The organism is Erwinia sp. INIA01, from assembly GCF_025947915.1.
Classification (GTDB): Bacteria; Pseudomonadota; Gammaproteobacteria; order Enterobacterales; family Enterobacteriaceae; genus Erwinia; species Erwinia coffeiphila.
Genome location: NZ_JAPDNC010000008.1, coordinates 134509 through 160019, shown reverse-complemented (window position 1 = coordinate 160019; position 25511 = coordinate 134509). Strand labels below are relative to the sequence as shown.

The window sequence follows — 25511 nt, the reverse complement described above, 5'->3', positions numbered from 1 at the left end:
ATGGTTCTGCGCCATGCCGAATATTCATTTCAGCAAAGGATTAATTTATCGAAAGGATAACGCGGATTAGTAGTAGTCCATTTTATATTTAACTATGGAATTGTACTCACCAGCGTGCAGTGCTTTATGGTTGCTCACAAGCTGAATAGAATAGTTAAGTGACATCTTTCCCGACTTAAGCTCACCAGAAGGAAGCGGCGCTCCTGGCTTTGCAACGTTTCCATCACTGTCAATTATTCTTAATGCAATACCTTTTGCATCGCCCTCGATGTTAAATAATCCTTCATCATTCATACCATCGAAAGTTATCGTGAAATATTTCCACTGATTTAAATTTTCATCATTTTTATTTAAAATGCATTTTACCAGATTTATAGTGATACTTTTTTTTAAGCTATAACCATCTCGAATAATTCGGCCAATCGGGACTACGCCCATATCAAGTGTCTGATCGATACTGTTAATATCAATTGCACAGGCCGTATCAATGATGCTACCAGCCATCTTTACGTGCCCAGATCCCATATCAGAGGACCAAGTCTGGCTGACAGCACTCATGTTCAACAATAAAACTAAAATGCTTATTTTCTTGAACATAGAGGAAATCCAACAATCGCAGATTAAATCAGTACATGTGGAGTTATCCCCCACATGTACTCTTCATCAATAATGAATATTACTGATAAGCGAGGGTGAAGCTAGCGATACTATCGAACTGACCCAGCTGAACGGTTTCACCCGGGTTGCCCTGTACATAAGCGGAGAAGGCCAGGGTGTTAGAACCGTTTGCCAAAGTCTGCAGTGCAGTAGGGGTACCCAGCTTGATTTTGTTACTCGCGCCATCTTGCATAATGATGCTGGCACCAGTCGCTTTGCTCATACCCAGAGAGTTTTCAATTTTACCTTCGGCACCGGTAAAGGTAACGCTAACAGTTTTATATTTATCTGCCAGATTACAGTTTGCCAGTTCGATTTTGAAGCTCGCAGGGACTGAAGTACCGCCATTAGCCAGCGCTGAGTTAGAGATCTGTCCCATTTCAACAGACTGATCTTTATTACCAACGATAGAACAAGGTGCATCAATAATAGAACCTTTAAAGGTTACAGTACCGCTACCCTGGTCGGTTGGAGTTACTGGCTCTTCAGCAGCCTGAGCAAAAGTAGCAGCACCCATAGCTAAAGCAACGCCAAGTACGATTTTTTTCAGTTCCATTACACTATTCCTTTATTGATATGAAGATATCTTTTGTCCGTTTTCAAGAATGCAAAAAAACATCTTGCACTGAATTCTTTCAGAGAAAATATTTAACGAACCTATGCATGACTAATATTACATGACATCTATAGTCACGGATAAATAACCACCAGTGGTTGCTCGTTGAAAAGAATTATTGCAAATCCAGTTCTTCATTTGAAGAGAAAAAATACATTCACCAGAATTCGATATATCTCTCTGGAACTTTAAAAACGAAATAATAATTTCGGATTTAGTCTCTTTTATGCATTTAATTTGCGATGTCCTTTAACCGTACAGATGACGTTTGGCAGAATTTAGCACTATGGAAAACACCGTTAACAGATAATGAAACTGGTTTTTGAGAAAAAATGGGCTAATGAGGAAATTTTTTAATACAAAAGCGCAAAAGGTGAGAGTTTATGAGGATATTTAAGGAAGTTTGATTTCATCAACCAATTGTTTTAGATGAAAAAACCGATGACTTAAGATACCCGGAGCTAAGTCCGGGCAGTGTTCTTAAAACTCAGACTTCGCAAACCCTGTCATCTCTTTAAGGCCCATTTCGCGGCCCAAAGCAGTAGTGGGATGTACGACAATCAGGCCACGTACGCTCTTTTTCAGCGCCCCCATATTAGCCTGCTCTTTCTTGGTGATAGCCCGGCTGAAGGGCAGTTTTTTCAACTGCTGAGCTTCTTTACTCAGCTTCTCTGCCCGCACATTACGCAGACGTTCGATCTCAGCGGTCAGTTTGTCTTTCTCATTCAGTAGTTCACCCAGTTTTTCGCTGTCGCCCGATGCCAGCAGGCCAGGTTCTTTGTGATTAAGAGCATCCAGCTTGTCACTAAGGATTTTAATTTCTGACTGTACTTGTTCTTTCATAACGATTAACCGTAACAATGATTCATTGCTGCAAAGGATACACCAAACCGGTGTAAAGCGGGTAAAGAGAGGTTATTTTTTGAAGGCCTGTTTCTGGCTTATCAACGAAATCAACGCGGTGAGCGACAGGACCATAGTTGAGCGCACCACCTGCTGGTAGCGCAACTGCTGCATATTGCGTAGTTCCGCATCTTCGATGGCGAAGTCAGGGCGAGGAGGAAGGGGGGTTACGCAGTGCAGTTCACCAAAAGGACCCAGAATTTCATCATCAGTGAAACGGTATTCATGGCCATCATAGTTCAGCTCCTCACGCAGCGCCATGAGCAGCTCACAGTCTTCATATTCACTACGATTAATCATCCCTAAGCCATAAATCAGCTTAAGACGAACAGACAGCTCACCGAGCGGGCCATCGCCGTGTAACAGCGGCTCTACCGCGTACTTTACGGCATAGTCATCTTTACGGAACACCTGGATAACCAGAATATTAATCGCCTCTGCCAGCAATTCGACGGCAGCGATCAAAAAACTTCTTACCGATCGCCCGGCGTTAAGGCGCTCCAGCACTCTGTTTTCAAAAGCCTGAGGTTGTTCCATGAGTGCCTGCATATCATTCATCGTATGGCGGAGTAATGCCAGCGCGGGCACAGCGGTGGAGCTGTGCCCTGATTGTTCGTCCCTGAGGAGCGCGTTCACCGGCATTATGCCATAGCGCTCCAGACTTTCACTACGGCCTTAACCACATCACTATTGGCATCAAGGCCAGAGATCTGCGCCAGCGTGGTCGCGACATCCTGCTTCGCAAGGAGCTCTGCCAGTTCCTGCGCCTGCGGGTCCTGCTCACTGTGATAACGCAGCGCGGCGGCAATTCCGGTTACCAGGTTCTCATGAGGAAGCTGATATTCCAGCGTACCCAGCGTTGGCTTAATCAGGCGATCCCCGGCGCTGAGTTTACGCAGCGGCTGGCGACCCACCCGCTCAACGTCATCTTTCAGGTAGGGGTTTTCAAAACGGCCCAGGATTTTCTGGATATATGCCGCGTGCTTATCCGCTTCAAATCCGTAACGCTTGATCAGCACCGCACCGCTTTCTTCCATTGCACCTTTAACCACCGTACGCACCTGTGGGTCAAGAATCGCTTCACTAATGGTGTTATGCCCCGCCAGCTGTCCAAGGTAGGCGGTAATGGCATGCCCCGTATTGAGCGTGAACAGTTTACGTTCAACAAATGCCATCAGATTGTCAGTCAGCTCCATACCCGGGATAGCAGGCAGTGGTCCTTTAAACTGGGTTTGATCGACAATCCATTCGCTGAAGGTTTCTACCGTCACTTCCAGCGGATCGCTGCTGCCCGCTTCAGAAGGCGGAACGATGCGGTCAACGGCGGAATCCACAAAGCCCACGTTCGCTTCAACCCAGGCATGATACTGCTCGGGTAGCGCTTTCAGCACGTGGCCTTTTAACTGTGTAGTACCGCGAACCATGTTTTCACAGGCGATAATATTCAGAGGACGGGAATTAGCGTTATCACTGCGTTTGGCCAACCCTTTTGCGATGCCGCAGGCAATGCGTTCGAGGATCTGTGGACCAACCGCCGTGGTAACGATATCAACCTCAGCCACCAGGTCGACAATATCGTCGCTGGTGCTGTTAACTGCATTCACACCTTTTACTACCTCAACCTGTGCCTGTTCACCCACCACGTGAACCGGGTACTCATGGCGAGCATTAATTGCGTCCAGTACAACCTGGTTTACATCAGCAAACGTCAGCTGAATACCGGCGTCGGCCAGCAGCTTACCAATAAATCCCCGGCCAATGTTACCCGCGCCAAAATGTAAAGCTTTCATGATATTACCCACTTAAATTATTCAGGAATCGATCCAAAAAAGGCCGGGCATGCCCGGCCCTTACGGAAATACATCACCACTCGCTGAATCAGGCGCTGGTCTTACCGGACAGCAGATCCAACACTTCCTGCACGCTGGTCGTGGTCGCCAGTCGGGCAATCACGCTGTCATCGTCAAGGGCATTGGTCAGGCTGGTAATTACCTGGATATGCTCATTGTTACGGGCAGCAATACCAATCACCAGGCGAGCGATGTCGTCTTCTTCCTCACCGAAGCGTACGCCTTCCGGATACTGGCAAAATACCACGCCGGTTTTCAGCACGCGGTCTTTAGCGGCAATGGTACCGTGCGGCACGGCAATCGACTCACCCAGGTAGGTTGGCGTCAGTTTTTCACGTTCCAGCATCGCTTCAACGTATTCCGGCTCAACGTAACCGCCTTTCACCAGCTGCTCGCCGGCAAAGCGAATGGCCTGCTCTTTGTCGCTAGCATGATTGCCGAGAAACACGTTGCTGGCGGTCAGCTGGAACAGATGCTCCTGGCCTTCATCAAAACTGTCGCTGAGGGTGGTGCTCACTTTTTCGCGATGTTCAGCGCTGCGGTTGGCTTCAACCAGACGTGCGGTCAGATCGTTATACAGGCCGCTGTCGAGGAAGTTGGTCAGGGAAATATGCTGCGCATGAGGCGCCTGGCGCATCGCACGTTCCGTCAGATCGCGATGAGTAATCACCAGATCGACGTCACCCGGCAGACTGTTAATCGCCGTATTGGTCACCGAGATATTACTCAGACCCGCATCGTTCACTTTCTTACGCAGTACGCCCGCACCCATCGCGCTGGAACCCATACCCGCATCACAGGCAACGATGATTTTGCGCACGTGGGATAAATCAGAGTGCAGTGCATCGGCACCGGCGACAGTTGCTGACTGGCCTTTTGATTCAGCTTTCATTTCCTGCATACGACGTGTTGCCGCTTCGATGTCGTCTTCTTCTTTAACCTTGCTGGTTTTCAGCAGAACGGCTGAAACCACAAAGGACACGGCGAAGGCAGCTACAATCGCCGCGATATTAGCGAAGTAGGCCCCTTTAGGCGTCATCGCCAGTACGGCAAGGATTGAACCCGGAGATGCCGGTGAAACCAGCCCACCGTTCAGCAGGGTCAGGGTAAAGACACCGGTCATACCGCCAAGAATAACGGCCAGGATCAGGCGCGGATTCATCAGCACATAAGGGAAGTAAATCTCATGAATACCACCCAGGAAGTGGATAATCGCAGCGCCACCGGCAGACTGTTTTGCGTTGCCCCGGCCGAAGAACATATAGGCCATCAGCACGCCCATGCCCGGGCCCGGGTTCGCTTCAATCAGGAAGAAGATGGACTTACCGGCTTCACTGGCCTGCTGGATACCCAGCGGCGAGAAGATACCGTGGTTAATCGCATTGTTCAGGAAGAGGATTTTTGCCGGTTCAACAAAGATAGAGGTCAGCGGCAGCAGGTTATTCTGCACCATCAGATTCACGCCGGCGGCAAGGATATGCGACAGGCCTTCAACCAATGGGCCAATAGCCAGGAATGCCAGGATAGCCAACAGCATGCCGATAATACCGGCAGAGAAGTTGTTAACCAGCATTTCAAAGCCACTTTTAATCTTACCATCAACCTGACGGTCGAAGGTTTTGATTGCCCAGCCGCCCAGCGGGCCGGCAATCATTGAGCCGAGGAACATTGGCATATCAGCACCAACGATCACGCCCATAGTCGTAATGGCACCAACCACACCGCCGCGATCGCCACCGACCAGGCGTCCACCGGTATAACCGATCAGCAATGGCAGCAGATAGGTAATCATTGGGCCAACCAGCTTGGCCAGCGTTTCGTTTGGCAGCCATCCGGTTGGAATAAACAGCGCGGTGATAATACCCCAGGCAATAAATGCCCCGATATTTGGCATTACCATATTACTCAGAAAGCGACCAAAGTTCTGAACCTTGATCTTGATATCTGATGAGGACATAAAAGCACACCTCTTATTGGTACGCGCTGACCATGTAAGAGAGCGCGCTGATGTTGTTTGAAGACGGTTACGGCGAAAAAGCCGTCAGTATCACTGTATGCAAGCGGACTCTATCACGCGAATATGACGCTGCGTAGTCGCACAATAATATGTGATCAAGATCACTATAAATGAATGGGAATGGGGGGTTATTTGGTGATAATGATCACATTTTTACTGTGTAAAAAAAGAGCACGGCTCACTTAAAAGCCTTAATCGGCTAAAAAATGTGATTTTCATCACATAGTTAAAATCCATATTTGTTTCCAAAGTGTGATTTAGATCACAAGAAATTTTTGTGCAAAAATCCCTTATTCCGACTTAAAAGCTTAGCTCATCAGGAGCGGAGCCAGGTCTGTAGCAAACAGCGCCGCAAGCGGTAATATCATGCTTTGATATGTTGAAAGGAAAACGCTAATCCCAAATCTGACAATATGAATCTCGTTTTTTAGATAATCTAATTAGTGCTATAAGGTGCATAATATTTCCATTAAAATTTAGATATTAACCGCTATGAAACATCTATCCATTTTTAATAAAAATCAGTCATTAACTTCATCCAATTATGGATACGATGCTATTTATTTAAATTAAATTCAATTTAATATTGGCGCGTTGACCCCAAGTCAGCGCTAATATCAAAAAATAGGGAGATTAAAAAATGAGCCTTCGTGAACTAACCACTTCAGAACTTTCACAGGTTAGCGGTGCAGGATGCGGCGTTATAGGCATGCATGAAGAGCGCGCAACAGCAACGCATCTTCAGTCATTGCTGGAAGTTGCCAAGCTTTATTCCCAAGTCGACCCACGATATCGCGGTATGGATTATCGTATGGTTGCTGCGACAGAGCCAAGTGTACGCAGCGCACTGATCAAAATTGTTGACGATCTGGGTGCCGGTGGTAAAGAAACAGCTAACGCATGGGCAAACGGCTGCTGGTAACATTCACTATATTCACGTGAATGGGTAAAAATCGAGGCCACAGCAATGTGGCCTTTTTCATATCGTGAAGAATAAAATTAAGCGGGGCAGGATGATTCCCCTACCTCATCTATTACTGAACGCTGTTCAGTACGCTTTGCGCCTGATTAAGTGCCTGAGCATTCATGCTCAGATTGCTCATTAACGTGTTGTAAGCGGATGCCTGCTCCTGCGTGGGGAACTGCACCGCCGAGCCGTTAAAGGTGACGCGCGTCCCCTGCTGCTGCAGGAAATCACCCGCCTGAATCACATCCTGGCTCAGCGTTTGTAGGGTAGGCAGCAGAGGCATTAATGCATCCGCTGGCTGCGTCACCACTTTATTAAAGACGTTGTCATAGACTGTTTTCAGATCTTCCGGCTGTTTCAGCGTTGCTTTACTGCTGTCGGCCTGGGTTTTAGCAGTCTGAATCTGCTGATTCAGCACGGCCAGAGAGCCGCTGGCCTGGCGCAGCGAATCACGGCGAGTCAGATAGTCCTGTGGGGTACGAATGGCGGAAAGCTCATCCACAACCGGTTTTAATCCGGAATCAACCGCTTTATTCACCTGCTGAGAAAAACCGTAGATGATGGCGTAGTCGCTAACGTAGTTGCCGAACTTCTGCTTCTGATCTTCGCTCAGCGAAGGCAGGTGCTCACCGCTGCGCATCACCGTATTTTGCAGGAAATCGATAAACGCCTTGCGTTGGTCGGCTTCTTTATCACCGCAGCCGGTCAGCTGCAGCACCAGAAACAGCGCCATAAACGGCACCAGCAAACGCATCCAGATGCGTGCAGGTCCTTTGGTCATGGAAAAAACTCCTGTTAACTATCTTGCGGGTTGTGAAGAAGATAAATCCTGAATGAAGGATAGTCGAACTCGTTTTCGAAGGATAGCGCGATCGTTGATGTGACCGTCCAGTATCAATCATTGCCGATGCGGGTGGGCAGATTGGCAGATTGGCAGATTGGCAGATTGGCAGATTGGCAAGACTGTGACAGGCCAGCACGGTTATGGTGCCTAAGCCTATGACATCTAACCCAACTAAGATAACGCCTTTCATTTTTTGCAAAGCAGAACGAAAAAATAATTAAAAAATATGATCTGAATCACCAGGATTAGTCTAATACTTAAGCTCCTGGCGTTTCCCTGTGCTGCCTCGCAGTTTTCCAGCGGTTGATGTCCGCCAGTATTCTGAGCCTGAGCTTGAGGCTCTACTCCTCTGGTTGTTCACATTAAGTGAGTTTAATGAGGTGTGTGCTTATGGAAACAAAAGATCCAATGCTTGAATTACTCTCCAGCCTGGAACAAATCGTGTTAACGCGAGATGTGGTGCGGGCTGGCGCGATGACAGAAAGTGAAGCAGCGATGCCGGAACCGAGACGGATCAGGGAAATCAGCGGCATGCAGATTGATGAGTTTGCCCTGGCAATGGGCGTGAGCGTTTCATCAGTAAAAAGCTGGGAAGCACAACGCACCAAACCGTCAGGCAGCGCGCAGAAGCTGATGCAGTTGATTCATTCGAATCCGTATCTGGGACGACAGTTGCTGGAAAGATAAAAGAACGAAAAAATAAACCCGCCACAGGGCGGGTTTGATGCAGGAAACCTTAGCGCCCCGCTTTCATATCAATGACAAAACGATACTTCACGTCGCCCTTCAACATCCGCTCAAACGCATCTTCTACCTGGTCCAGACGAATCACCTCCACATCCGACACGATATTGTGCTGGCCGCAGAAATCGAGCATCTGCTGAGTTTCTTTGATGCTGCCGATCGAGGTGCCGGAAATACTCAGGCGTTTGAACACAATGGGTGTGACGTTGGGTGACTTATGCGGGGAGTCAGGAATGCCGACCAGAACCAGATGACCGTTGGTTTTCAGCGCATTGAGGTAGGGGTCCAGATCGTGCGGTGCGGCTACGCAATCGAGGATCATATCCAGACTGTTCTTCACGCTCTCCATCTGCTCTGCATCTTTCGACACCACGACCTGGCTGGCACCCAGGCGCAGCGCATCGGCACCTTTCGCCGGTGAGGTGGTAAACAGCACCACTTCGGCCCCCAGTGCACTCGCCAGCTTCACCGCCATATGGCCCAGGCCACCCAGCCCGATAATTCCCACACGTTGGCCCGGCTGCACGTTCCAGTGCTGAAGCGGTGACCACGTGGTCACACCGGCGCACAGCAGCGGTGCTACCGCGCTCAATTCCAGGTTATCCGGAACGGAGACGACAAATTTACTGTCGACCACGATACTGTCGGAGTAACCGCCGAAGGTCATACCGCCGATGGTTTTCTCTTCACTGTTATAGGTTGCGGTAAAGCCTTCTTCGCAGTACTGCTCTTCACCGCCGTGGCACTGAGCGCAGTGGCCGCAGGAGTCGACCATCACGCCCACACCCACCAAATCGCCCGCTTTAAACGCGGTAACGTCGCTACCGGTGGCGACAACGCGCCCAACGATTTCATGTCCCGGCACCAGCGGGAACTGGCTGACGCCCCATTCGTTACGCGCCATATGCAGGTCAGAGTGGCAGACGCCGCAATAGTGGATGTCGATATGGACATCACCGGCCTGCAGGTCGCGGCGCTTGAATTCGAAGGGTTCGAGAGGGGTGTTGGCTGCCTTTGCAGCGTATCCAAAGGATTGCATAACTGTCTTAACCTGAATGGCAAAAACCGCACAGGGTAAGGAAATGGAGCTTCAGGGGCAAGGTGGAATTGTAAGGCGGGGTGTCTGTGCGATAAAAAAGGCGGACCGATGGCCCGCCTCTTAGGGTAGCGACTTACTGCAGCAGGGAGATATCCGCAACCTGCAGGAACAGCTCGCGCAGCTTAGCCAGCAGCGTCAGGCGGTTAATACGCACCGCCTGATCGTCGGCATTCACCATCACCTTGTCGAAGAAATTATCCACCGTCTCGCGCAGCTCAGCCAGCTCGATCAGTGCTTCCTGATAGCGGCCTTCTGCAAAGTAAGGCTGCAGCTTGCTGCTCAGTGCAGACACATAGGTCGCCAGCTTGATCTCTTCATTCTCTTTTAGCAGCACGGCCTGCACGCTGTCGTTCAGCGGTTCGCTCGACTTGGCAAGAATGTTAGAAACACGCTTGTTGGCGGCGGCCAGCGTGGCTGCGGCTTCCAGCGTACGGAAGTGAGACACTGCCTTCATACGGGCATCGAAATCCGCCGGACGGGTCGGACGACGCGCCAGCACGGCCTGGATGGTATCCACGCTGTGGCCTTCTTCCTGATACCAGGTACGGAAACGACCCAGCATAAAGTCGATCACTTCGTCCACGACCTTAGCGTTAGACAGCTTGCTGCCGTACAGGCGCACCGCTTCTTCCGTCAGGGTTTGCAGATCCAGCGGCAGGTTTTTCTCGACGATAATACGCAGCACGCCAAGCGCGGCGCGGCGCAGAGCGAACGGGTCTTTGTCGCCTTTCGGATGCTGACCAATGCCGAAAATCCCGGCCAGGGTATCCATCTTATCGGCAATCGCCAGCGCGCAGGCAATTGGGTTAGACGGCAGCTCGTCACCGGCAAAGCGCGGCTGATACTGCTCGTTCAGCGCGACCGCAACGTCTTCGGCTTCGCCATCGTGACGCGCATAGTGCATGCCCATCACGCCTTGGGTGTCGGTAAATTCGAACACCATGTTGGTCATCAGATCGCACTTGGACAGCAGGCCAGCGCGGGTCGCATGATTCACATCCGCGCCGATCTGGGCAGCAATCCAACCGGCCAGGGCTTGAATGCGGTCAGTTTTATCGCGCAGGGTGCCCAGCTCTTTCTGGAACAGCACGGTTTCCAGACGCGGCAGGTTATCTTCCAGACGACGCTTACGATCGCTGTTGAAGAAGAACTCGGCGTCGGCGAGGCGTGGACGCACCACCTTCTCGTTACCGGAGATAATCTGCTGCGGATCTTTCGAAATAATGTTCGACACGAAGATGAAGTTTGGCAGTAGCTTGCCCGCGTTGTCGTACACCGGGAAATACTTCTGGTCGCCCTTCATGGTGTACACCAGCGCTTCAGCCGGAACCGCGAGGAACTTCTCTTCAAACTTCGCCGTCAGCACCACCGGCCACTCTACCAGGGAGGTGACTTCTTCCAGCAGGCTGTCGCTCAGATCGGCAACGCCGCCGATTTTACGGGCAGCTTCTTCGGCATCGGCTTTAATCGTCGCTTTACGGGCGTCGAAATCCGCCTGCACTTTACCGCGCTCCAGCAGGATCGCCGGATACTGGTCGGCGTTATCGATGGTGAATTCCGGCTCGCCCATAAAGCGGTGGCCGCGAATGGTACGCGCTGAGTCGATGCCCAGAATGGTGGCCGGGATCAGCTCATCGCCGAGCAGGATGGTCACGGTATGCACCGGACGCACGAACTGCACGTCAGACGCGCCCCAGCGCATCAGTTTCGGGATCGGCAGCTTAGCCAGTGAAGTAGCGATCATCGCCGGCAGCAGCGCCTGCGCGCTTTCACCGGTCACTTTCGCACGGTACACCAGCCATTCACCTTTATCGGTGCTCAGACGCTCGGCCTGATCGACGGTGATACCGCAGCCGCGTGCCCAGCCTTCGGCGGCTTTGGTGGCCACGCCGTTGGCATCAAACGCGGCGGCAATCGCCGGGCCACGTTTTTCCACTTCGCGATCCGGCTGCGCGGTGCTCAGGCTGGCGACTTTCAGCGCCAGGCGGCGCGGCGCGGCGAACCACTTCACGTCGCCATGGGCCAGGCCTGCGGCATCCAGTTCAGCGGTAAAGTTAGCCGCGAAGGACTCCGCCAGACTGCGCAGGGCTTTCGGAGGCAGCTCTTCGGTGCCGATTTCCACCAGGAAGGTTTTTTCAGTCATGGCTGCCTCTTATTTCTTGTTATTGCACATCGGGAAGCCCAGCGCCTCGCGGGAGGCATAGTAGGCTTCAGCCACGGATTTCGTCAGGGTGCGGATACGCAGAATATAACGCTGACGCTCGGTGACGGAGATGGCTTTACGGGCATCCAGCAGGTTAAAGCTGTGTGCGGCTTTCAGAATACGCTCGTAGGCAGGCAGCGGCAGCGGTTTTTCCAGCGCCAGCAGGCTCTGCGCCTCTTTCTCGTACTGCTCGAAGCAGGCGAAGAGAAAATCGACGTCGGCGTATTCGAAGTTATAGGTGGACTGCTCCACTTCGTTCTGATGGAACACGTCGCCGTAGGTGGTTTTACCCAGCGGACCGTCGCTCCACACCAGATCGTAAACGCTATCCACGCCCTGGATGTACATCGCCAGGCGTTCCAGACCGTAAGTGATTTCACCGGTAACCGGTTTGCACTCCAGGCCGCCAACCTGCTGGAAGTAGGTGAACTGCGTTACTTCCATGCCGTTCAGCCACACTTCCCAGCCCAGACCCCAGGCACCCAGCGTTGGGTTTTCCCAGTTATCTTCCACGAAGCGGATATCGTGGATGGTCGGGTCCATGCCCAGCTCTTTCAGCGAGCCGAGGTACAGCTCCTGAATATTGTCCGGCGATGGCTTGATGATCACCTGGAACTGGTAGTAGTGCTGTAAGCGGTTCGGGTTTTCACCGTAGCGGCCGTCGGTAGGGCGGCGTGACGGCTGCACGTAGGCCACCGCCGTTGGCTCTGGCCCCAGCGCCCGCAGGCAGGTCATCGGGTGAGAAGTACCAGCGCCCACTTCCATATCCAGCGGTTGGATGATGGTGCAGCCCTGGCGCGCCCAGTAATCCTGTAAGGTCAGGATCAGGCCCTGGAAAGTCTTGGTATCAAACTTTTGCATGTTGATTTCGCACGCGATACGAGTGGTTAAAAAAGTGGGCGTCAGTATACCCTTTGACCGGGTTGATTACCAAAATGGTAATGATAACGGCGGTGATTTAATCGAATTCGCTGCTTTTGTCGGCGACGCCACACATTTTATTCGTCCTGTTCCGAGTTTTTGCTCGTCGGGTTGTTGAAGTCCGTTCCCCTGGCCAGGCTTAGCGGGCATCGATACGGATTTTTTCCCGACAAACAGGATTGAAATAATGCAGAAAATTGGCTGGATAGATAATTTGCGCGCGGTGGCGTGTTTGATGGTGATAATGATCCACACCACCACCTGGTACGTGACCACCGGGATGTCGGTCGGCGAGCACAGTTGGGATCTGTCAAACCTGCTGAACTCGGCATCCAGGGTGTGCGTGCCGATCTTCTTTATGATCTCCGGCTACCTGTTTTTTGGCGAGCGCAGCGCGCAGAAGCGCCATTTCCTGCGCGTAGTGCTGTGCCTGCTGTTCTACAGCGCGATTGCGCTGGCCTATATCACCCTGCTGACGCCAATTAATGAAGTCACCTCGGTGAAAAACCTGCTGCAAAAACCAATCTTTTACCACCTGTGGTTTTTCTTTGCGATTATCGCCATCTATATGTTTTCACCGCTGATTCAGGTGAAGCCGGTCAGCGCGGGCTATATGGCGATTGTCATTCTGGTGCTGGCTGTGCTGGCGAACCCGAATACCGTCGACGGTTCGATCGCCCGCTTTCACTGGCTACCGGTAAACCTCTATATCAACGGGGATTCCATCTACTATCTGCTGTACGCGCTGACCGGTCGGGCCATCGGCACGATGAAAACCGACAGGCCGGGCGTAAGCTGGCTGGCGGCGATAACCTTTATCGTCTGCGTGCTGGTGATTGCCTTCGGCACCAAACGCCAGTTCGCGATTAACGGGGCCTTCGCCGATACCTGGTATCTCTACTGCGGCCCGGCGGTGTTTATTGCCGCCGTTAGTCTACTGGTGCTGTTTAAAAACACGCTAAACGACCGTCCTTTGCCGATTTTAGCCACCATTTCGCGCTATTCATTGCCGATTTACGGCTTCCACGCGCTGTTTATCCACTATATGCGCACCCACGGGCTGGATAATACCGACCATCCGTTGATCGACATCCCGCTGGTGTTTGCCATCACCCTCGGCGGCAGTCTGCTGCTGGCCATTGGCCTGCAGCGCATCGATAAACATCACCTGGTGAGCTAGTCCGCCTGCCAGCGCTGCTGCGCGCGGCGCAGCTGGCGGGAGGAGGAGAACCCTGCCGCCAGCGCCGCCTGCTCGTTACCTTCGCCCTGCTGGCGGCGCTGCTGGACAATCGCCAGCCGCAGCTGCTCGTGATACTCACGTACGCTGATGCCGAGATGCTGGCGGAACAGCCGCGTCAGATGGCGCGCGCTGACATGGACTCGCTCGGCGATATCATCCAGCGACCACTCCTGCTCCGGCTGCTGGATCAGCAGATCCTGGGTGCGGTGAATGGCCGGATGCATATGGTTGCGGTAGCGCAGCCACGGCGAGAGCTGCGGATCATCCCCCGAGCGGCGGAAATAAACCACCATTTCCCGCGCCACGTTTAGCGCCATCTGCGAGCCACACAGGTGGTTAATCAGATGCAGCGACAGATCGATACCGGCGGTAATCCCCGCGCTGGTCCAGATACCGCGATCTTCGATAAAGATGCGATTTTCCCGCACGATAGCGGCAGGTTCGGCGTTTTTAAGACGCGCAATCACTTCATGATGGGTGGTGCATTCAACGCCGTGCATCAGCCCGGCGCGGGCGGCAAGCAGGGAGCCGGAGCAGACGCAGATCAGGGTAATATGCCGGGCATGAATCGCGGGCTGGATGCGCATCAGCCAGTTACGGGCGGCAATCGCCTGCGGGGTGTCAAACCATACCGAGGAGTCCTGCACGCCCGGCACCACCAACAGGCTGCCGGGGGGTAACGTTTCCGGCAGCGGCTGGATGCGGCTGATGGCCATATCCGTGGAGCTCAGCACGGTTTCATCGGGGCCAATATAGTGCAGGCTGAAGGCCCCATCGGCCAGCTTCAGCGTCTCCGCCGGGCCGGTCAGATCGAGGGTCATCACACCGGGCAGAGTCAAAAACCACACCGGAATCGTCATATTATGCAAGCTCCTGCAGGCACTCCTCCACCGTGCGGATCGCGGCGAAGCGATCGATCAGCACGCTTTCGGTACGATGGCGCAAATCCGCCACGCTGAGCGTAATGCCGTTATGGGTAATGGGGAACGTCAGCGTCGCTTCCGTCACAAACGTCACGCGGTAGCCGAGGTCCGACGCCACGCGCGCGGTAGTTTCACAGCACTGCTCGGTACGGATACCGCTCACAATCACGTGCTTCACCTGCCGCTGCTCCAGCCACTGTAGCAGACCGGATTCCGTCAGCGCATTATGTACCGTTTTTTTCACGCTGTGCGCCGCCTGATGGGTCAGAAACGGCAGGCGAACCACCAGGCCGGACGCCGGTGAAAACGGGCCTTCCGTTTCCACATGCAGCACGTCCACCACCAGAATTTCTTTCTGCTGACAGCCCGCAATGAGCCTGCTTAGCGCCTGTTCAAATGCGGGCGTTTCCGGGGTTTGCTGATAGCCACGATGATAGAACGACTGCTGCGCGTCAATTACCAGTAAAACGGTATCGGTCATTTTCGGACTCCTTACCTGAGAGGGATAACCCTATGATGGCAAGGATAAGCGGGGGAAAGAAGGTCAGAAACGGACACGTTGCTGCCGCTGCGGGACATCAAACATCTTATTTAATGAAACCATGGTTTTTATAAGGGTATCACCGATGGTATACTCGCCGCGCTTCTGTATTAAAAGGAAGATCGTCGTCTCCGGTGAGGCGGCTGGACTTCAAATTCAGTTGGGGCCGCCAGCGGTCCCGGGCAGGTTCGACTCCTGTGATCTTCCGCCAATTCCGGCAAAAGAACCATCGTTGGTAGCGGTGGTTTTTTTGTTTACAGGGCGAGATTACGCGCGAAAAAAGGATCTCAAGAAGATGCTTTTTGAAGTGGATATGATTAACGATAAAACAGACCTGTACTTTGACTAAACCGAATCCACAGGCGGGGATGTTTTTCGATACATCTTGCCTCTACGGACATTTCATCAAAGCACAGTAGATCAGAATCTTCATCCGTTCCTCTGTCGATACGATACCCCTCACCAAAGTCCATAATGACTACACTGTAATAATCAGCTTCGCCTTTACCCGGTATACCGTATTTAGCCTGGATCATGTCCTTGTTAGCTTCCCACCAGGCGATTTGACGGCTTTTCAGATACGGAAAATGTCTGATAAGCATAACGTTTCTATGTACAGCCACAATCTCAACCGGTGTCAGGTACTGCCAGAGTAGACAACCGCTGATAGCTGTGGCGATAACCCCCGCGATCAGTCGCTTATTCACCCCGCCTCCCGCTGATTTCTACCGTGGCATTCATCTCGGTGATAAACGGTCTGTAGCCGTATTCATCCCAGCGCTGAAGCGTGAACCATAGCCGGAAGATACGAAATTCCCGGTATAGCGGGTTCAGTACATCATCATCATCGAGGCCAAAGTGATCCTGAATGCGATAATGCACCTTTGCCCTGAAACTCTCTCTCTCAACTTCCAGCGACTCCAGCCTAATATGCGTCGACCAGGTATCATGGATGGTAATCACCAGCCCGTTAGTCCGATCTGTAAGATGGTCAAATTTAGGCAGTACAGCACCGCTAAAGTCCTTAAAGTTGCCCTTCTCATCAAATAACTTGTCCTTTTTATCGAGTGGAATAAATCCATACTCGTAGTTAATAGCAGGCGTCAGAATATCTCGAATTAGTAGCAAAGAGCTTTGCTCGGAACGGTCATTCAGAATTTGCTCTTTCAGCGCCCTGTCGAGTAGTGGACTGCTGTACGGTGTGCCGCTGTTGCCCTGCATATGACCGATCATTTCCGTAATGATGTTCTGATATTCCCCCTGGAAGGAGAACACCTTCGCCAACGCCCGGAATTCATCAAACATCAGCCCCGCGCTTTCCTCCTTGCTCACCGTCCTGGCAGGTTCATCCGGCAGCATGGCCCGCTCATAAGGGGACAAAAATGGATAAGAGTTAAACAACTCCTTTGCTGTCAGGGTGTATGGATTAACCTTTGTTGAGACATTATCAACATCGATGCGAAAATGGTTCCTGAGCGTCAGGATATCCAGATCGCCGTGATGCATGTCCCTGGCCTGATAGTCATCCATCCGGTTCTTTGTCTGATAAATCAGGGCTGGAACAGGCATAGGTTCAAGCCCCTTTTCCTTCGCCTCAGCCAGTTTTTTCTTGCGGGCAGTATTCTCCCGCTCTGCCATCCTGCCGGAATTACAGTTACTTTCGTAGGCATGCGTCTGAACTGACGGGATAAAGCGTGCGCGGCACGGGCAGGAGCTGTAACTATCCAGCGAACCCGCCCACTCCTTCAGCTCGCCACCGACCTCATAAGTGTCACCCATGCCGCCACAGACGCGGAAACGACCTTCATGCTTCCCGCTGGTTACAGGGTCGCCCGCCCTGACCTGCTGACGTTCGATGCCACCGATTTCGTAGGTGTCATCGGATGCGCCAGCAAGAATGCGCCCGCCGCAGGTGGTTTTATCCAGGTGATACAGAAAAAATCCCGTTGCCATAATCCCTCACGGCCTAAGTGGTTATAAAACCAGCATCATACAGAAGCCACAACCCGAACTGAATTGGGTTTGCCCCTATATATCCAGACGCAAGCGTCTTGTGATCTATGGGGCCAGTCTAATTAGCACATTATTTCTCATCCTCAGATCCCCCCTTTCCCTTCAAAACCCCAGCCTCATCAACCGTCCATTTTTTATCCAAAAACAACGACTACTTAACACTTACGCTAAGTCGATTTGACAATTTTTTGTGTCGATTGCAAATGTATATACAGGAAAATACATGAACAGAAGACACACATTGCAACATCACAACGGGCGGGGGTTACATGGTTTATTCGGGTAAAGTGAATATCCAGCAGGCAATCGACGAAGCACCGGTTTCACGCTTTCACTGGGTGATTATCATCCTGGGATTTCTGATCCTCGCCATCGACGGGTTCGACACGGCGGCGATGGGCTATATCGCCCCCACGCTGTCCAGCGACTGGGGAATTAAAAGGCAGGACCTCGGGCCGGTATTAAGCGCCGCGCTGCTCGGGCTTTCCATCGGTGCGCTAATCGCCGGGCCGGCCTCGGACAGGCTGGGGCGTAAAAAGGTGCTGGTTTTCTCCTGCCTGTTCTTCGGGCTTGCCAGCCTGGGTACCGCCTATGCACAAACACTGAATACACTGACGCTGTGGCGCTTTCTGACCGGCCTCGGGCTGGGTGCGGCGATGCCGAATGCGATTACGCTCGTCTCGGAGTTTGCCCCGAAGCGCTGCCGTTCTATGGCAATAAACACCATGTACTGTGGCTTTCCGCTGGGTGCGGCGGGCGGCGGGGCGATCTCGTCCTGGCTGATCCCTAACTATGGCTGGCACAGCGTGCTGCTGGCCGGAGCGATTGCGCCGCTGGCGCTCACCGTGTTGTTGGTTCTGTTCCTGCCGGAGTCGGTCAAATTTCTGGTGCATCGCGGTAAAGACATTGTGCAAATCCGGCGCATTGCCCAGCGGTTTATTGCCGGGAACCTGGCGCAGGTGACGCATTTTTATCTGGACGAGGATCGTACCACCGGCAAAAAAGGCAGCGTGGCGCAGTTGTTCAGCCAGCCGTGGCTGGCCGGTACACTGATGTTGTGGATGACCTATTTTATGGGGCTGGTGATCTATTACGTGCTGCTGAGCTGGATGCCGACACTGATGTTGGGGATGGGCTATCCACTGGCGGAATCCGCCTGGCTGACCTCGCTGTTTACCTTCGGCGGCACGGCGGGGATCCTGCTGGCGGGCTGGATGATGGACAGGTGGGAAGCACACAAAGTGGTGATGACCGGTTTTGCCCTGACAATGCTGTTTGCGCTGGCGCTGGGCTTTGAGAACAACCATATCGTCCTGTTCGGCGGGCTGATCTTCCTGATGGGCATTACCATGAACGGTGCGCAGTCGGGCCTGCAAACCCTGGCAGCCACCTTTTATCCAACCCACTGCCGTGCCACGGGAATTGCGTGGATGCAGGGCGTCGGGCGCTTTGGCGGCGTGGCAGGCACCATGATGAGCGCACAGCTGCTTTCTCAGCAATGGCAGGCCGACAGTATCCTGATGTTCCTCAGCGTGCCGGCACTGCTCGCGGCGGCAGCCACGCTGTATAAGCTGCAGCGCTATAAAACGCAGAATCTGAGCGTTGCATAAACCCCGTTATCCTGCTCCCGCCGGGGCAGGATAAGCTTCACCTCCCCCTGTAATAAGTAAATTAAGATGGATTAATTACCATTCTTGATATCCATCAAGATGTGCATGCCTGTTTTTGTTCAAAAAGGAGGTAGGGGAAAATAAAGGGAAATAATGATGACTGAACAAGTGCAGGTAAAACTGGCATTTCCACTGTGGAAGGGCGTTTTAACGCTCTTTGTGGGCCTGCTAATCTGGTTTATGCCACCACCCACCGGCCTGGATATTGTTGCGTGGCATATGTTTGCGGTCTTCGCCGCGACCATTCTGGCGATTATTTTAAAAGTGATGCCGATGGGCGCGGTAACCATGGTGGCGCTGGTCGTCTCGGCAATGACCGGGCTGACGCCGATCTCCGGCGGTGGCAGCGGCAAAGTAGCCGCGCTGTCCGGCTTTGCCAACGGCACGATCTGGCTGATCGGTATCGCCATGTTTATCTCCCGCGCGGTGATTAAAACCGGGCTGGGCAGACGCATCGCGCTGTGGTTTATCTCGAAATGCGGGCACAGCATGCTCGGCGTGGCTTACGGTCTGGCACTGTCCGATATGGTACTCGGCCCGGGCATTCCTTCCGCCTCGGCGCGCGGCGGCGGCATTATGTATCCCATCACCCAGTCGATTGCTACCGCATACCAGTCCGAGCCGGGGCCAACGGCCAGAAAGGCCGGGGCGTTTCTGATGATCTGCGTTTCGCAGATTGATGCCATTATCTGCGCAATGTTCCTGACGGCGATGGCCGGGAACCCGCTGATTGCCGAGCTGGCTGCCAGCCAGGGGATTCAGGTTAACTGGGGGATCTGGTTCTTAGGTGCCATCGTACCCGGTCTGCTGACGCTGCTGATTATTCCTCTGTGCCTCTATTATATTTATCCACCGGAACTGAAAAAAACGCCGGAAATACCGGGCATCGCGCGGGAAGAACTGCGCAAAATGGGTCCGATGTCCCTTGCCGAAAAAATTCTGGCGTTCGACTTCGTGCTGCTGATCGTGCTGTGGACCGCGGGCGATATCTTCTTCCAGATCCCCGCCACGCTGTCAGCCTTTATTGGCCTGGCGATCCTGCTGCTCTCCAACATCATGTCGTGGAAGAACATTATTGAAGAGAAAACGGCGTGGGATACGATGTTCTGGTTCGCTGTGCTGGTGATGATGGCCAACGCCCTGAACAAATACGGCATGATTGCCTGGATTTCTAAGGGCATCGTGGGCTACATCGGCCACTTTGACTGGCTGCTGGTGTTCCTGGTGCTGATTCTGGTTTATTTCTACACCCGCTATTTCTTTGCCTCGGCGATGGCGCATATTTCAGCGATGTATCTGGCCTTCCTGGCGGTATCCGTTTCGGTCGGCGTGCCGCCGCTGCTGGCCGCGCTGACGCTGGGCTACACCTCCAATCTGTCGATGGGCCTGACCCAGTACTCCGGCGGCCCCGGCCCGGCACTGTTCGGCTCCGGCTATAACTCTACCGGCCAGTGGTGGGGCGTCAGCTTGCTGGTATCGATCGTGTCTATCGCCATCTGGCTGCTGGCCGGCGGCGCATGGATGAAAATCGTGGGCATCTGGTAATACTCACGTTCGCCAGCGGGCAGGCGCTCAGCCTGTCTGCTGCTGAGCGCCGGTCTGCCTTGCCTGTCTGTCTGTCTGTCTGCCTGTCTGCCTGTCTGCCTGTCTGCCTGTCTGCAACTTAATCGTTATCCGTATATGCCTGGTTATCCTAGTTTTTTTATCGATATCAGCGTCAGCAGCGCCACTATTACCGGCACCAGCGATCCCCACAGTACGGCATTCCAGCCGAAAAGATGCAGCAGCGCGCCGGAAGAAAATGAACCAATAATCATCACGCCAAAGACGATGAAATCATTCAGCGACTGCACCTGAGTTTTCTCTTCGGGGCGATGGAAATCAACGATCTGCGCGGAAGCACCGGTAAAGCCAAAGTTCCAGCCAACGCCCAGCAGGATCAGCGACACCCAGTAATGTACGATCTCCGTTCCGGCCAGCCCGGCCAGCACAGAAAGAGCCGTAATCACCAGCCCCGCAGCAGCAACGCGAGAAGCACCGAAGCGGCTAATCAGCCCGCCGGTAAAGAAACCCGGCGCGTACATGGCAATCACGTGCCACTGGATGCCCAGGTTAGATGCCTCCTGAGAGATGCCGTGCATATGCATCGCCAACGGTGCGGCGGTCATCAGAAAGTTCATCACCATATAGGCAACCGCGCCGGTAAACACCACGCGGGCAAAACCCGGCTGGCGAATAATTTCAGCCAGCGCGCGGCCAGCGGCCCCAGCTTTATTCTGCGCCACCGGCTCGGCCGACTTCACGCCGGAAAGCACCAGCGCGGAAATCGCAGCCACCAGCGCCTGGGCAATAAAGGTCACCGCGAAGGTATGCGGCGGCCAGAGATCCATCGTGCCGGTCACCAGCATCGGGCCGATAACGCCCGCCGCCACGCCGCCGCCCATCACCAGCGAAAGCGCCCGTGCCCGCCGTTCTTTGCCCACGCCATCGGTGGCCGCAAAACGAAATGACAGCCCCACCGCCGCATAGGCTCCGCCCATAAACGCGGCAAGGCAAAACAGAGAGAACGAACCTATGACCACCGCCAGTGCGGCGGCCAGGCCGGTGATCACCCCGGTACCGGTGCCCAGCAGAAAGGCCGCTCTGCGGCCATATTTTCGGGCAAACGCGCCGAGCGGTAAAATACAGGCGGCCATCCCCAGCACAAAAATCGTCAGCGGCAGGGTAGCCAGCGTGCTGTCCGGTGCAATGCTATTACCGACAATCGCCCCCGTCGTATAGAACACCACCGCATTCGCACCCGCCAGCGCCTGAGCGGTGGCAAGGCGAAGAATATTGCTATTCTGCTGCCGCAGGGGCAGGGTTATTTCAGCGTTCATTGAGTCTCTTTGCACAAGTTAAATGCCCAGTCCCGGGCATGATTTATCCGCTTATCAGATAACAATAATGTCGCCGCCGCCGCAATGTCAGGAGTTGTCCTTGACAATCACGCACTCATACAAATCGCTAAAACTGACTGCAAAATACGTGAAGTTCAACACAGATAAACGCTTTATCGCCGCCATTTTGCCGGATATGATCCTGAGAACGAATAAGGATGGTCTATGGCAAACTACACATTGCGCCAGCTGAAGTATTTCGTCACGACGGTTGAATGTGGCAGCGTGGCGGAAGCTTCCCGCAAGTTATTTATCGCACAGCCGTCGATCTCAACGGCAATAAAGATTCTGGAAGAGAGCTTTGGCGTACAGCTTTTTATTCGCCATCACGCACAGGGCGTGTCGCTAACGCCTTCCGGTACCCGTTTTCATCGTAAGGCGGTCAGGCTGCTGCGAATGGCCCATGAGTTTGAGCAAAATGCGCTGGCCGATACGGACATTGTGGCGGGTAAAATCGATATCGGCTGCTTTGAAACGGTCGCTCCACTGATTCTGCCAAAGCTGATCCACGGCTTTAAGGCTCTGTATCCCGGCGTGGAGATTATGATCCGCGACGGCGAGCAGCACGAACTGTTGCAGGGACTGGCCGCAGGCCGCTTCGACGTGGCGCTGCTCTATCAGCACGATCTCGACAACAGCCTGAGCGTGGAACCGCTGGTCGCACCAAGGAAACCGTACATTCTGCTGCCTGCGGCGCACCGACTGGCGCAGCAGAGTGCGGTTTCCCTGTCTGAACTGGCCGATGAACCGATGATCCTGCTGGATGTACAGCCCAGCCGTAACTACTTTATCAGCCTGTTTACCCGCGCAGGCATCACGCCGGATATTGTCTTTAGCTCGCCATCGATTGAAATGGTGCGCGGTATGGTTGGCCACGGTTTTGGTTTTGCCGTGCTGGTAACCCGCCCGAGCGGCAAGTTCAGCTACGACGGGAAGCCGCTGGCCATGGTGGAGCTGAAAGATGAGGTGGAGGGTTCCGGGCTGGCCGCCGCCTGGCTGGCTGGCGATCGGCTGACCAAACCCGCCGGACTGTTCGTGGAATACTGCAAAGCCGAACTACCGGGCATGCTGTAAACGGATCAGCGCGCCGTTCAGGCGCGCAGCCATTGGGTCAGATTACCCAGCATTTTCATACAGGCATCGATCTGTTCCACGCTGATGAACTCATCCGGTTTATGCCCCTGTTCCATACTACCCGGACCGCAAACCAGCGTAGTCATACCCGCCTGTTGAAATAATCCGCCTTCCGTACCAAAAGCAACGGTACTGAAACGGTCGCAGCCGCACCATTCGGCCAGCAGGCTGGCGAACCGACACGTGGGATCGGTCAGCAAACCGGGATACTGGCTGAGCGGCTGAAAGGTGATGCTACAGCCGTCGGCTTTTTGCCGCATAGCGGGTAACAGCTCGCACTGCGCATACTGTGCGATCCGCTCAATGACCGCGTCAGCCGGGGCATCGGGCAGATGGCGGATTTCAAAGTCAAACTGGCAGGACTGCGGCACGATATTTAACGCTGTGCCGCCGGAAATCGTACCAACCTGCAGGGTGCTGAATGCCGGATCGAAACGGCTGTCCTGCACCTCAGCCAGCTGGTCACCCTCATCCATCAGCCGGGTAATCAGCCGGGTAGCATACTCAATCGCATTCACCCCCTGCGGTGCGTAGGCGGAATGACAGGCGTGGCCGCGCACGTCGCAGCGCATCGCCACTTTGCCCTTATGGCCGTAAACCGGCCGCATTTCAGTGGGTTCGCCAATAATGCACAACGTCGGTTTACTGGCCGCATCAGCCAGCAGCTCCGCCAGGCTGCGCACGCCCAGGCAGCCGACCTCTTCGTCGTAGGAGAATGCCAGGTGCAGCGGCAGTCGCAGCGGTTCGGCAACAAATGCCGGAACCGAGGCCAGCACGCAGGCGAGGAATCCCTTCATATCGGTGCTACCGCGCCCGTAATAGCGGCCTTCCTGTTCCGTCAGCGCAAACGGCGGCACGCTCCACGTCTGACCCTCGACCGGCACCACATCGGTATGGCCGGAGAGCATCACGCCACCCGCTGTATCGGGGCCAATCACCGCGTAGAGATTCGCCTTGCTGCCGCTGTCATTATACAGCAGCCGGGATGCCACGCCGTGTTCCGCCAGCCAGCTCTGAACAAAGTGAATCAGTGCAAGATTGGATTCACGGCTGGTGGTATCGAACGCCAGCAGCTGCGCCAGTAAATCGCGTACCGGGCTACTCATCGCCGGGAACCCCATAGCCGGGGGCCTGGCGCGGATCGAGTGCTCGCGTCAGATAGTCCTGCGCCTGAGGTTGCCAGGCGCGCCAGAGATCGTTCAGCCGGGCCAATGGAGCAGCATCCGCCCAGTCAACTCTGAGGTCAACCAGCGGCCAGCTTTGATCGCCCACCACTTTCAGCGCGGCGGAATGGACCGGGCCAGCTTCTCCTCCCTCCGCCAGCCCAGCTTCCATCGCAAGGATCAGGCGCTCTGCCAGTGAACCCTGGCTTTTTTCAAATGCGCTGATCATAGCGACGATCACCTGTTTCCCTGCCAGCATATTTCCCGCAGCCACGCACGCTCTCCCCTGAACCGCATGATGCACACCCAGCGTCTGGCTGCCGCTAAATATGGCGGTGTGGCCATCGCGCCCAATCACCGTCACCTGGCGATACTGGCAGTGTGCGTCACGGGCCAGCGCATCATCTAACGCTCGCGACACGGTCGCCCCCTGATCCAGTGCCGCGAGGATTTCCGGGCCAAGAGCGGGCAGGGTGATGTTCTGGCTGGATACTGCACCGACCCCGCTCAGTACCCACGGACAGCGGGCACCCACCGCCATGCTGGAGGAGCTGACGGCCACGCCAAATTGCCCGGTTTCACTACAGCGTGCCGCGATTGAGAAGGTCACAGCGCCTCCTCATCCGGAATAACGGCTATGACATCAATTTCCATCAGCCACTGCGGCTGCGCCAGTGCAGACACCACCAGCCCGGTAGAGATGGGGAAAACGCCCTTCAGCCACTTTCCGACTTCCTGATAGACCGGCTCACGGTAGCGGGGATCGATAAGATACGTGGTCGTTTTGACGATGTGCGACAGATCGCTTCCCGCCTCTTCCAGCAGCTGTTTCACGTTTTTCATCGCCTGCTCCGCCTGCACGCGCGGATCGCCCAGCCCCACCAGCGCCCCGGAAAAATCGGTACCCACCTGGCCACGCACGTAAACGGTATTACCTGCACGTACCGCCTGGCACAGATCGTTATCCAAGCTCTGATTTGGATAGGTCACTTTGGTATTGAACATGCGAATACGGGTATGCGTCGGTTTGCTCATCTTTTAACTCCTGTAAAACGGGTAAATGGGGC

24 protein-coding genes and 1 tRNA gene are annotated in these 25511 nt (G+C 53.9%); 7 read left to right on the top strand and 18 right to left on the bottom strand.

Features of this window, described 5'->3' with window-relative positions:
* Positions 1-66: 66 nt before the first annotated feature.
* The 6 genes from OMR58_RS15480 to OMR58_RS15455 form a co-directional block, all read right to left on the bottom strand.
* The gene (locus OMR58_RS15480; protein ID WP_200560684.1) at positions 67-597 is read right to left on the bottom strand and encodes a fimbrial protein; all 531 of its coding nucleotides are present in this window, start codon (positions 595-597) and stop codon (positions 67-69) included.
* Between the two features lie 79 nt (positions 598-676).
* Positions 677-1213, bottom strand: a complete 537-nt coding sequence (locus OMR58_RS15475; protein WP_200545906.1) for a fimbrial protein — start codon at positions 1211-1213, stop codon at positions 677-679.
* A 540-nt stretch (positions 1214-1753) separates the two neighbouring features.
* Positions 1754-2116 carry a YibL family ribosome-associated protein gene (locus tag OMR58_RS15470; RefSeq protein ID WP_200545905.1) on the bottom strand — a complete coding sequence of 121 codons (363 nt, stop codon included), beginning with the start codon at positions 2114-2116 and terminating at the stop codon, positions 1754-1756.
* 72 nt (positions 2117-2188) lie between these two features.
* Positions 2189-2734 (bottom strand): mannitol operon repressor MtlR, encoded by a 546-nt coding sequence (mtlR, locus tag OMR58_RS15465; protein WP_200545941.1) that lies wholly within the window; start codon positions 2732-2734, stop codon positions 2189-2191.
* A gap of 83 nt (positions 2735-2817) precedes the next feature.
* Positions 2818-3966: a mannitol-1-phosphate 5-dehydrogenase gene (gene mtlD, locus OMR58_RS15460; protein ID WP_264546341.1), complete on the bottom strand. Its 1149-nt coding sequence runs from the start codon at positions 3964-3966 to the stop codon at positions 2818-2820.
* Positions 3967-4054: 88 nt separating this feature from the next.
* Positions 4055-5983: a PTS mannitol transporter subunit IICBA gene (locus tag OMR58_RS15455; protein WP_200560682.1), complete on the bottom strand. Its 1929-nt coding sequence runs from the start codon at positions 5981-5983 to the stop codon at positions 4055-4057.
* 700 nt (positions 5984-6683) lie between these two features.
* Between OMR58_RS15455 and OMR58_RS15450 the strand changes: the two genes are divergently transcribed.
* A complete protein-coding gene (locus OMR58_RS15450; protein ID WP_200560681.1) occupies positions 6684-6965 on the top strand; it encodes a hypothetical protein in 282 nt (93 codons plus the stop codon).
* A gap of 112 nt (positions 6966-7077) precedes the next feature.
* On the opposite strand, the gene OMR58_RS15445 is transcribed toward OMR58_RS15450, so the two are convergent.
* Positions 7078-7791: a DUF3053 domain-containing protein gene (locus tag OMR58_RS15445; RefSeq protein WP_200560680.1), complete on the bottom strand. Its 714-nt coding sequence runs from the start codon at positions 7789-7791 to the stop codon at positions 7078-7080.
* A gap of 453 nt (positions 7792-8244) precedes the next feature.
* On the opposite strand from OMR58_RS15445, the gene OMR58_RS15440 reads away from it, so the two are divergent.
* The gene (locus tag OMR58_RS15440) at positions 8245-8541 is read left to right on the top strand and encodes an HTH-type transcriptional regulator (RefSeq protein WP_200560679.1); all 297 of its coding nucleotides are present in this window, start codon (positions 8245-8247) and stop codon (positions 8539-8541) included.
* A 49-nt stretch (positions 8542-8590) separates the two neighbouring features.
* On the opposite strand, the gene OMR58_RS15435 is transcribed toward OMR58_RS15440, so the two are convergent.
* The 3 genes from OMR58_RS15435 to glyQ form a co-directional block, all read right to left on the bottom strand.
* Positions 8591-9637, bottom strand: coding sequence for an NAD(P)-dependent alcohol dehydrogenase (locus OMR58_RS15435; RefSeq protein ID WP_200560678.1), 1047 nt, complete (start codon positions 9635-9637; stop codon positions 8591-8593).
* A 133-nt stretch (positions 9638-9770) separates the two neighbouring features.
* Positions 9771-11840: a glycine--tRNA ligase subunit beta gene (gene glyS, locus OMR58_RS15430; protein ID WP_200560677.1), complete on the bottom strand. Its 2070-nt coding sequence runs from the start codon at positions 11838-11840 to the stop codon at positions 9771-9773.
* A 9-nt stretch (positions 11841-11849) separates the two neighbouring features.
* Positions 11850-12761, bottom strand: coding sequence for a glycine--tRNA ligase subunit alpha (gene glyQ / locus OMR58_RS15425; protein WP_105593659.1), 912 nt, complete (start codon positions 12759-12761; stop codon positions 11850-11852).
* 244 nt (positions 12762-13005) lie between these two features.
* On the opposite strand from glyQ, the gene OMR58_RS15420 reads away from it, so the two are divergent.
* The gene (locus OMR58_RS15420) at positions 13006-14001 is read left to right on the top strand and encodes an acyltransferase (RefSeq protein WP_200560714.1); all 996 of its coding nucleotides are present in this window, start codon (positions 13006-13008) and stop codon (positions 13999-14001) included.
* On the opposite strand, the gene OMR58_RS15415 is transcribed toward OMR58_RS15420, so the two are convergent.
* Entirely contained in the window at positions 13998-14921 is a 924-nt protein-coding gene (locus OMR58_RS15415; protein WP_200560676.1) for a GlxA family transcriptional regulator, read from the bottom strand. The genes OMR58_RS15420 and OMR58_RS15415 overlap by 4 nt on opposite strands.
* Position 14922: 1 nt before the next feature.
* Complete coding sequence (locus OMR58_RS15410; RefSeq protein WP_200560675.1) at positions 14923-15465, bottom strand: cysteine hydrolase family protein; 543 nt, start codon at positions 15463-15465, stop codon at positions 14923-14925.
* 176 nt (positions 15466-15641) lie between these two features.
* Here OMR58_RS15410 and OMR58_RS15405 point away from each other — a divergent pair.
* Positions 15642-15736: transfer RNA gene (locus tag OMR58_RS15405), tRNA-Sec, on the top strand.
* A gap of 106 nt (positions 15737-15842) precedes the next feature.
* Here OMR58_RS15405 and OMR58_RS15400 read toward each other — a convergent pair.
* Positions 15843-16232, bottom strand: a complete 390-nt coding sequence (locus OMR58_RS15400) for a DUF943 family protein (protein WP_264546340.1) — start codon at positions 16230-16232, stop codon at positions 15843-15845.
* Entirely contained in the window at positions 16225-17478 is a 1254-nt protein-coding gene (locus OMR58_RS15395; RefSeq protein ID WP_234471866.1) for a PAAR domain-containing protein, read from the bottom strand. Before OMR58_RS15395 ends, OMR58_RS15400 begins: the two co-directional genes overlap by 8 nt.
* Positions 17479-17807: 329 nt before the next feature.
* On the opposite strand from OMR58_RS15395, the gene OMR58_RS15390 reads away from it, so the two are divergent.
* Both OMR58_RS15390 and OMR58_RS15385 read left to right on the top strand, forming a co-directional pair.
* Complete coding sequence (locus OMR58_RS15390; protein ID WP_200560673.1) at positions 17808-19148, top strand: MFS transporter; 1341 nt, start codon at positions 17808-17810, stop codon at positions 19146-19148.
* Positions 19149-19301: 153 nt separating this feature from the next.
* Entirely contained in the window at positions 19302-20753 is a 1452-nt protein-coding gene (locus OMR58_RS15385) for a DASS family sodium-coupled anion symporter (protein WP_444861321.1), read from the top strand.
* Between the two features lie 143 nt (positions 20754-20896).
* Here OMR58_RS15385 and OMR58_RS15380 read toward each other — a convergent pair whose 3' ends face one another.
* Complete coding sequence (locus OMR58_RS15380; RefSeq protein ID WP_264546339.1) at positions 20897-22087, bottom strand: MFS transporter; 1191 nt, start codon at positions 22085-22087, stop codon at positions 20897-20899.
* A 225-nt stretch (positions 22088-22312) separates the two neighbouring features.
* Here OMR58_RS15380 and OMR58_RS15375 point away from each other — a divergent pair, with 225 nt between their 5' ends.
* A complete protein-coding gene (locus OMR58_RS15375) occupies positions 22313-23221 on the top strand; it encodes a LysR family transcriptional regulator (protein ID WP_200560671.1) in 909 nt (302 codons plus the stop codon).
* 17 nt (positions 23222-23238) lie between these two features.
* Here the strand turns inward: OMR58_RS15375 and argE are convergent, their stop codons facing one another.
* From argE to OMR58_RS15360, 3 genes are read right to left on the bottom strand one after another with little or no spacing between them, the layout of a single operon-like run.
* The gene (gene argE, locus OMR58_RS15370; RefSeq protein ID WP_264546338.1) at positions 23239-24387 is read right to left on the bottom strand and encodes an acetylornithine deacetylase; all 1149 of its coding nucleotides are present in this window, start codon (positions 24385-24387) and stop codon (positions 23239-23241) included.
* Complete coding sequence (locus tag OMR58_RS15365) at positions 24380-25054, bottom strand: DUF1028 domain-containing protein (RefSeq protein ID WP_264546337.1); 675 nt, start codon at positions 25052-25054, stop codon at positions 24380-24382. The genes argE and OMR58_RS15365 overlap by 8 nt, the downstream gene beginning before the upstream one ends.
* Entirely contained in the window at positions 25051-25479 is a 429-nt protein-coding gene (locus OMR58_RS15360) for a RidA family protein (protein WP_264546336.1), read from the bottom strand. Before OMR58_RS15360 ends, OMR58_RS15365 begins: the two co-directional genes overlap by 4 nt.
* Between the last annotated feature and the right edge of the window lie 32 nt (positions 25480-25511).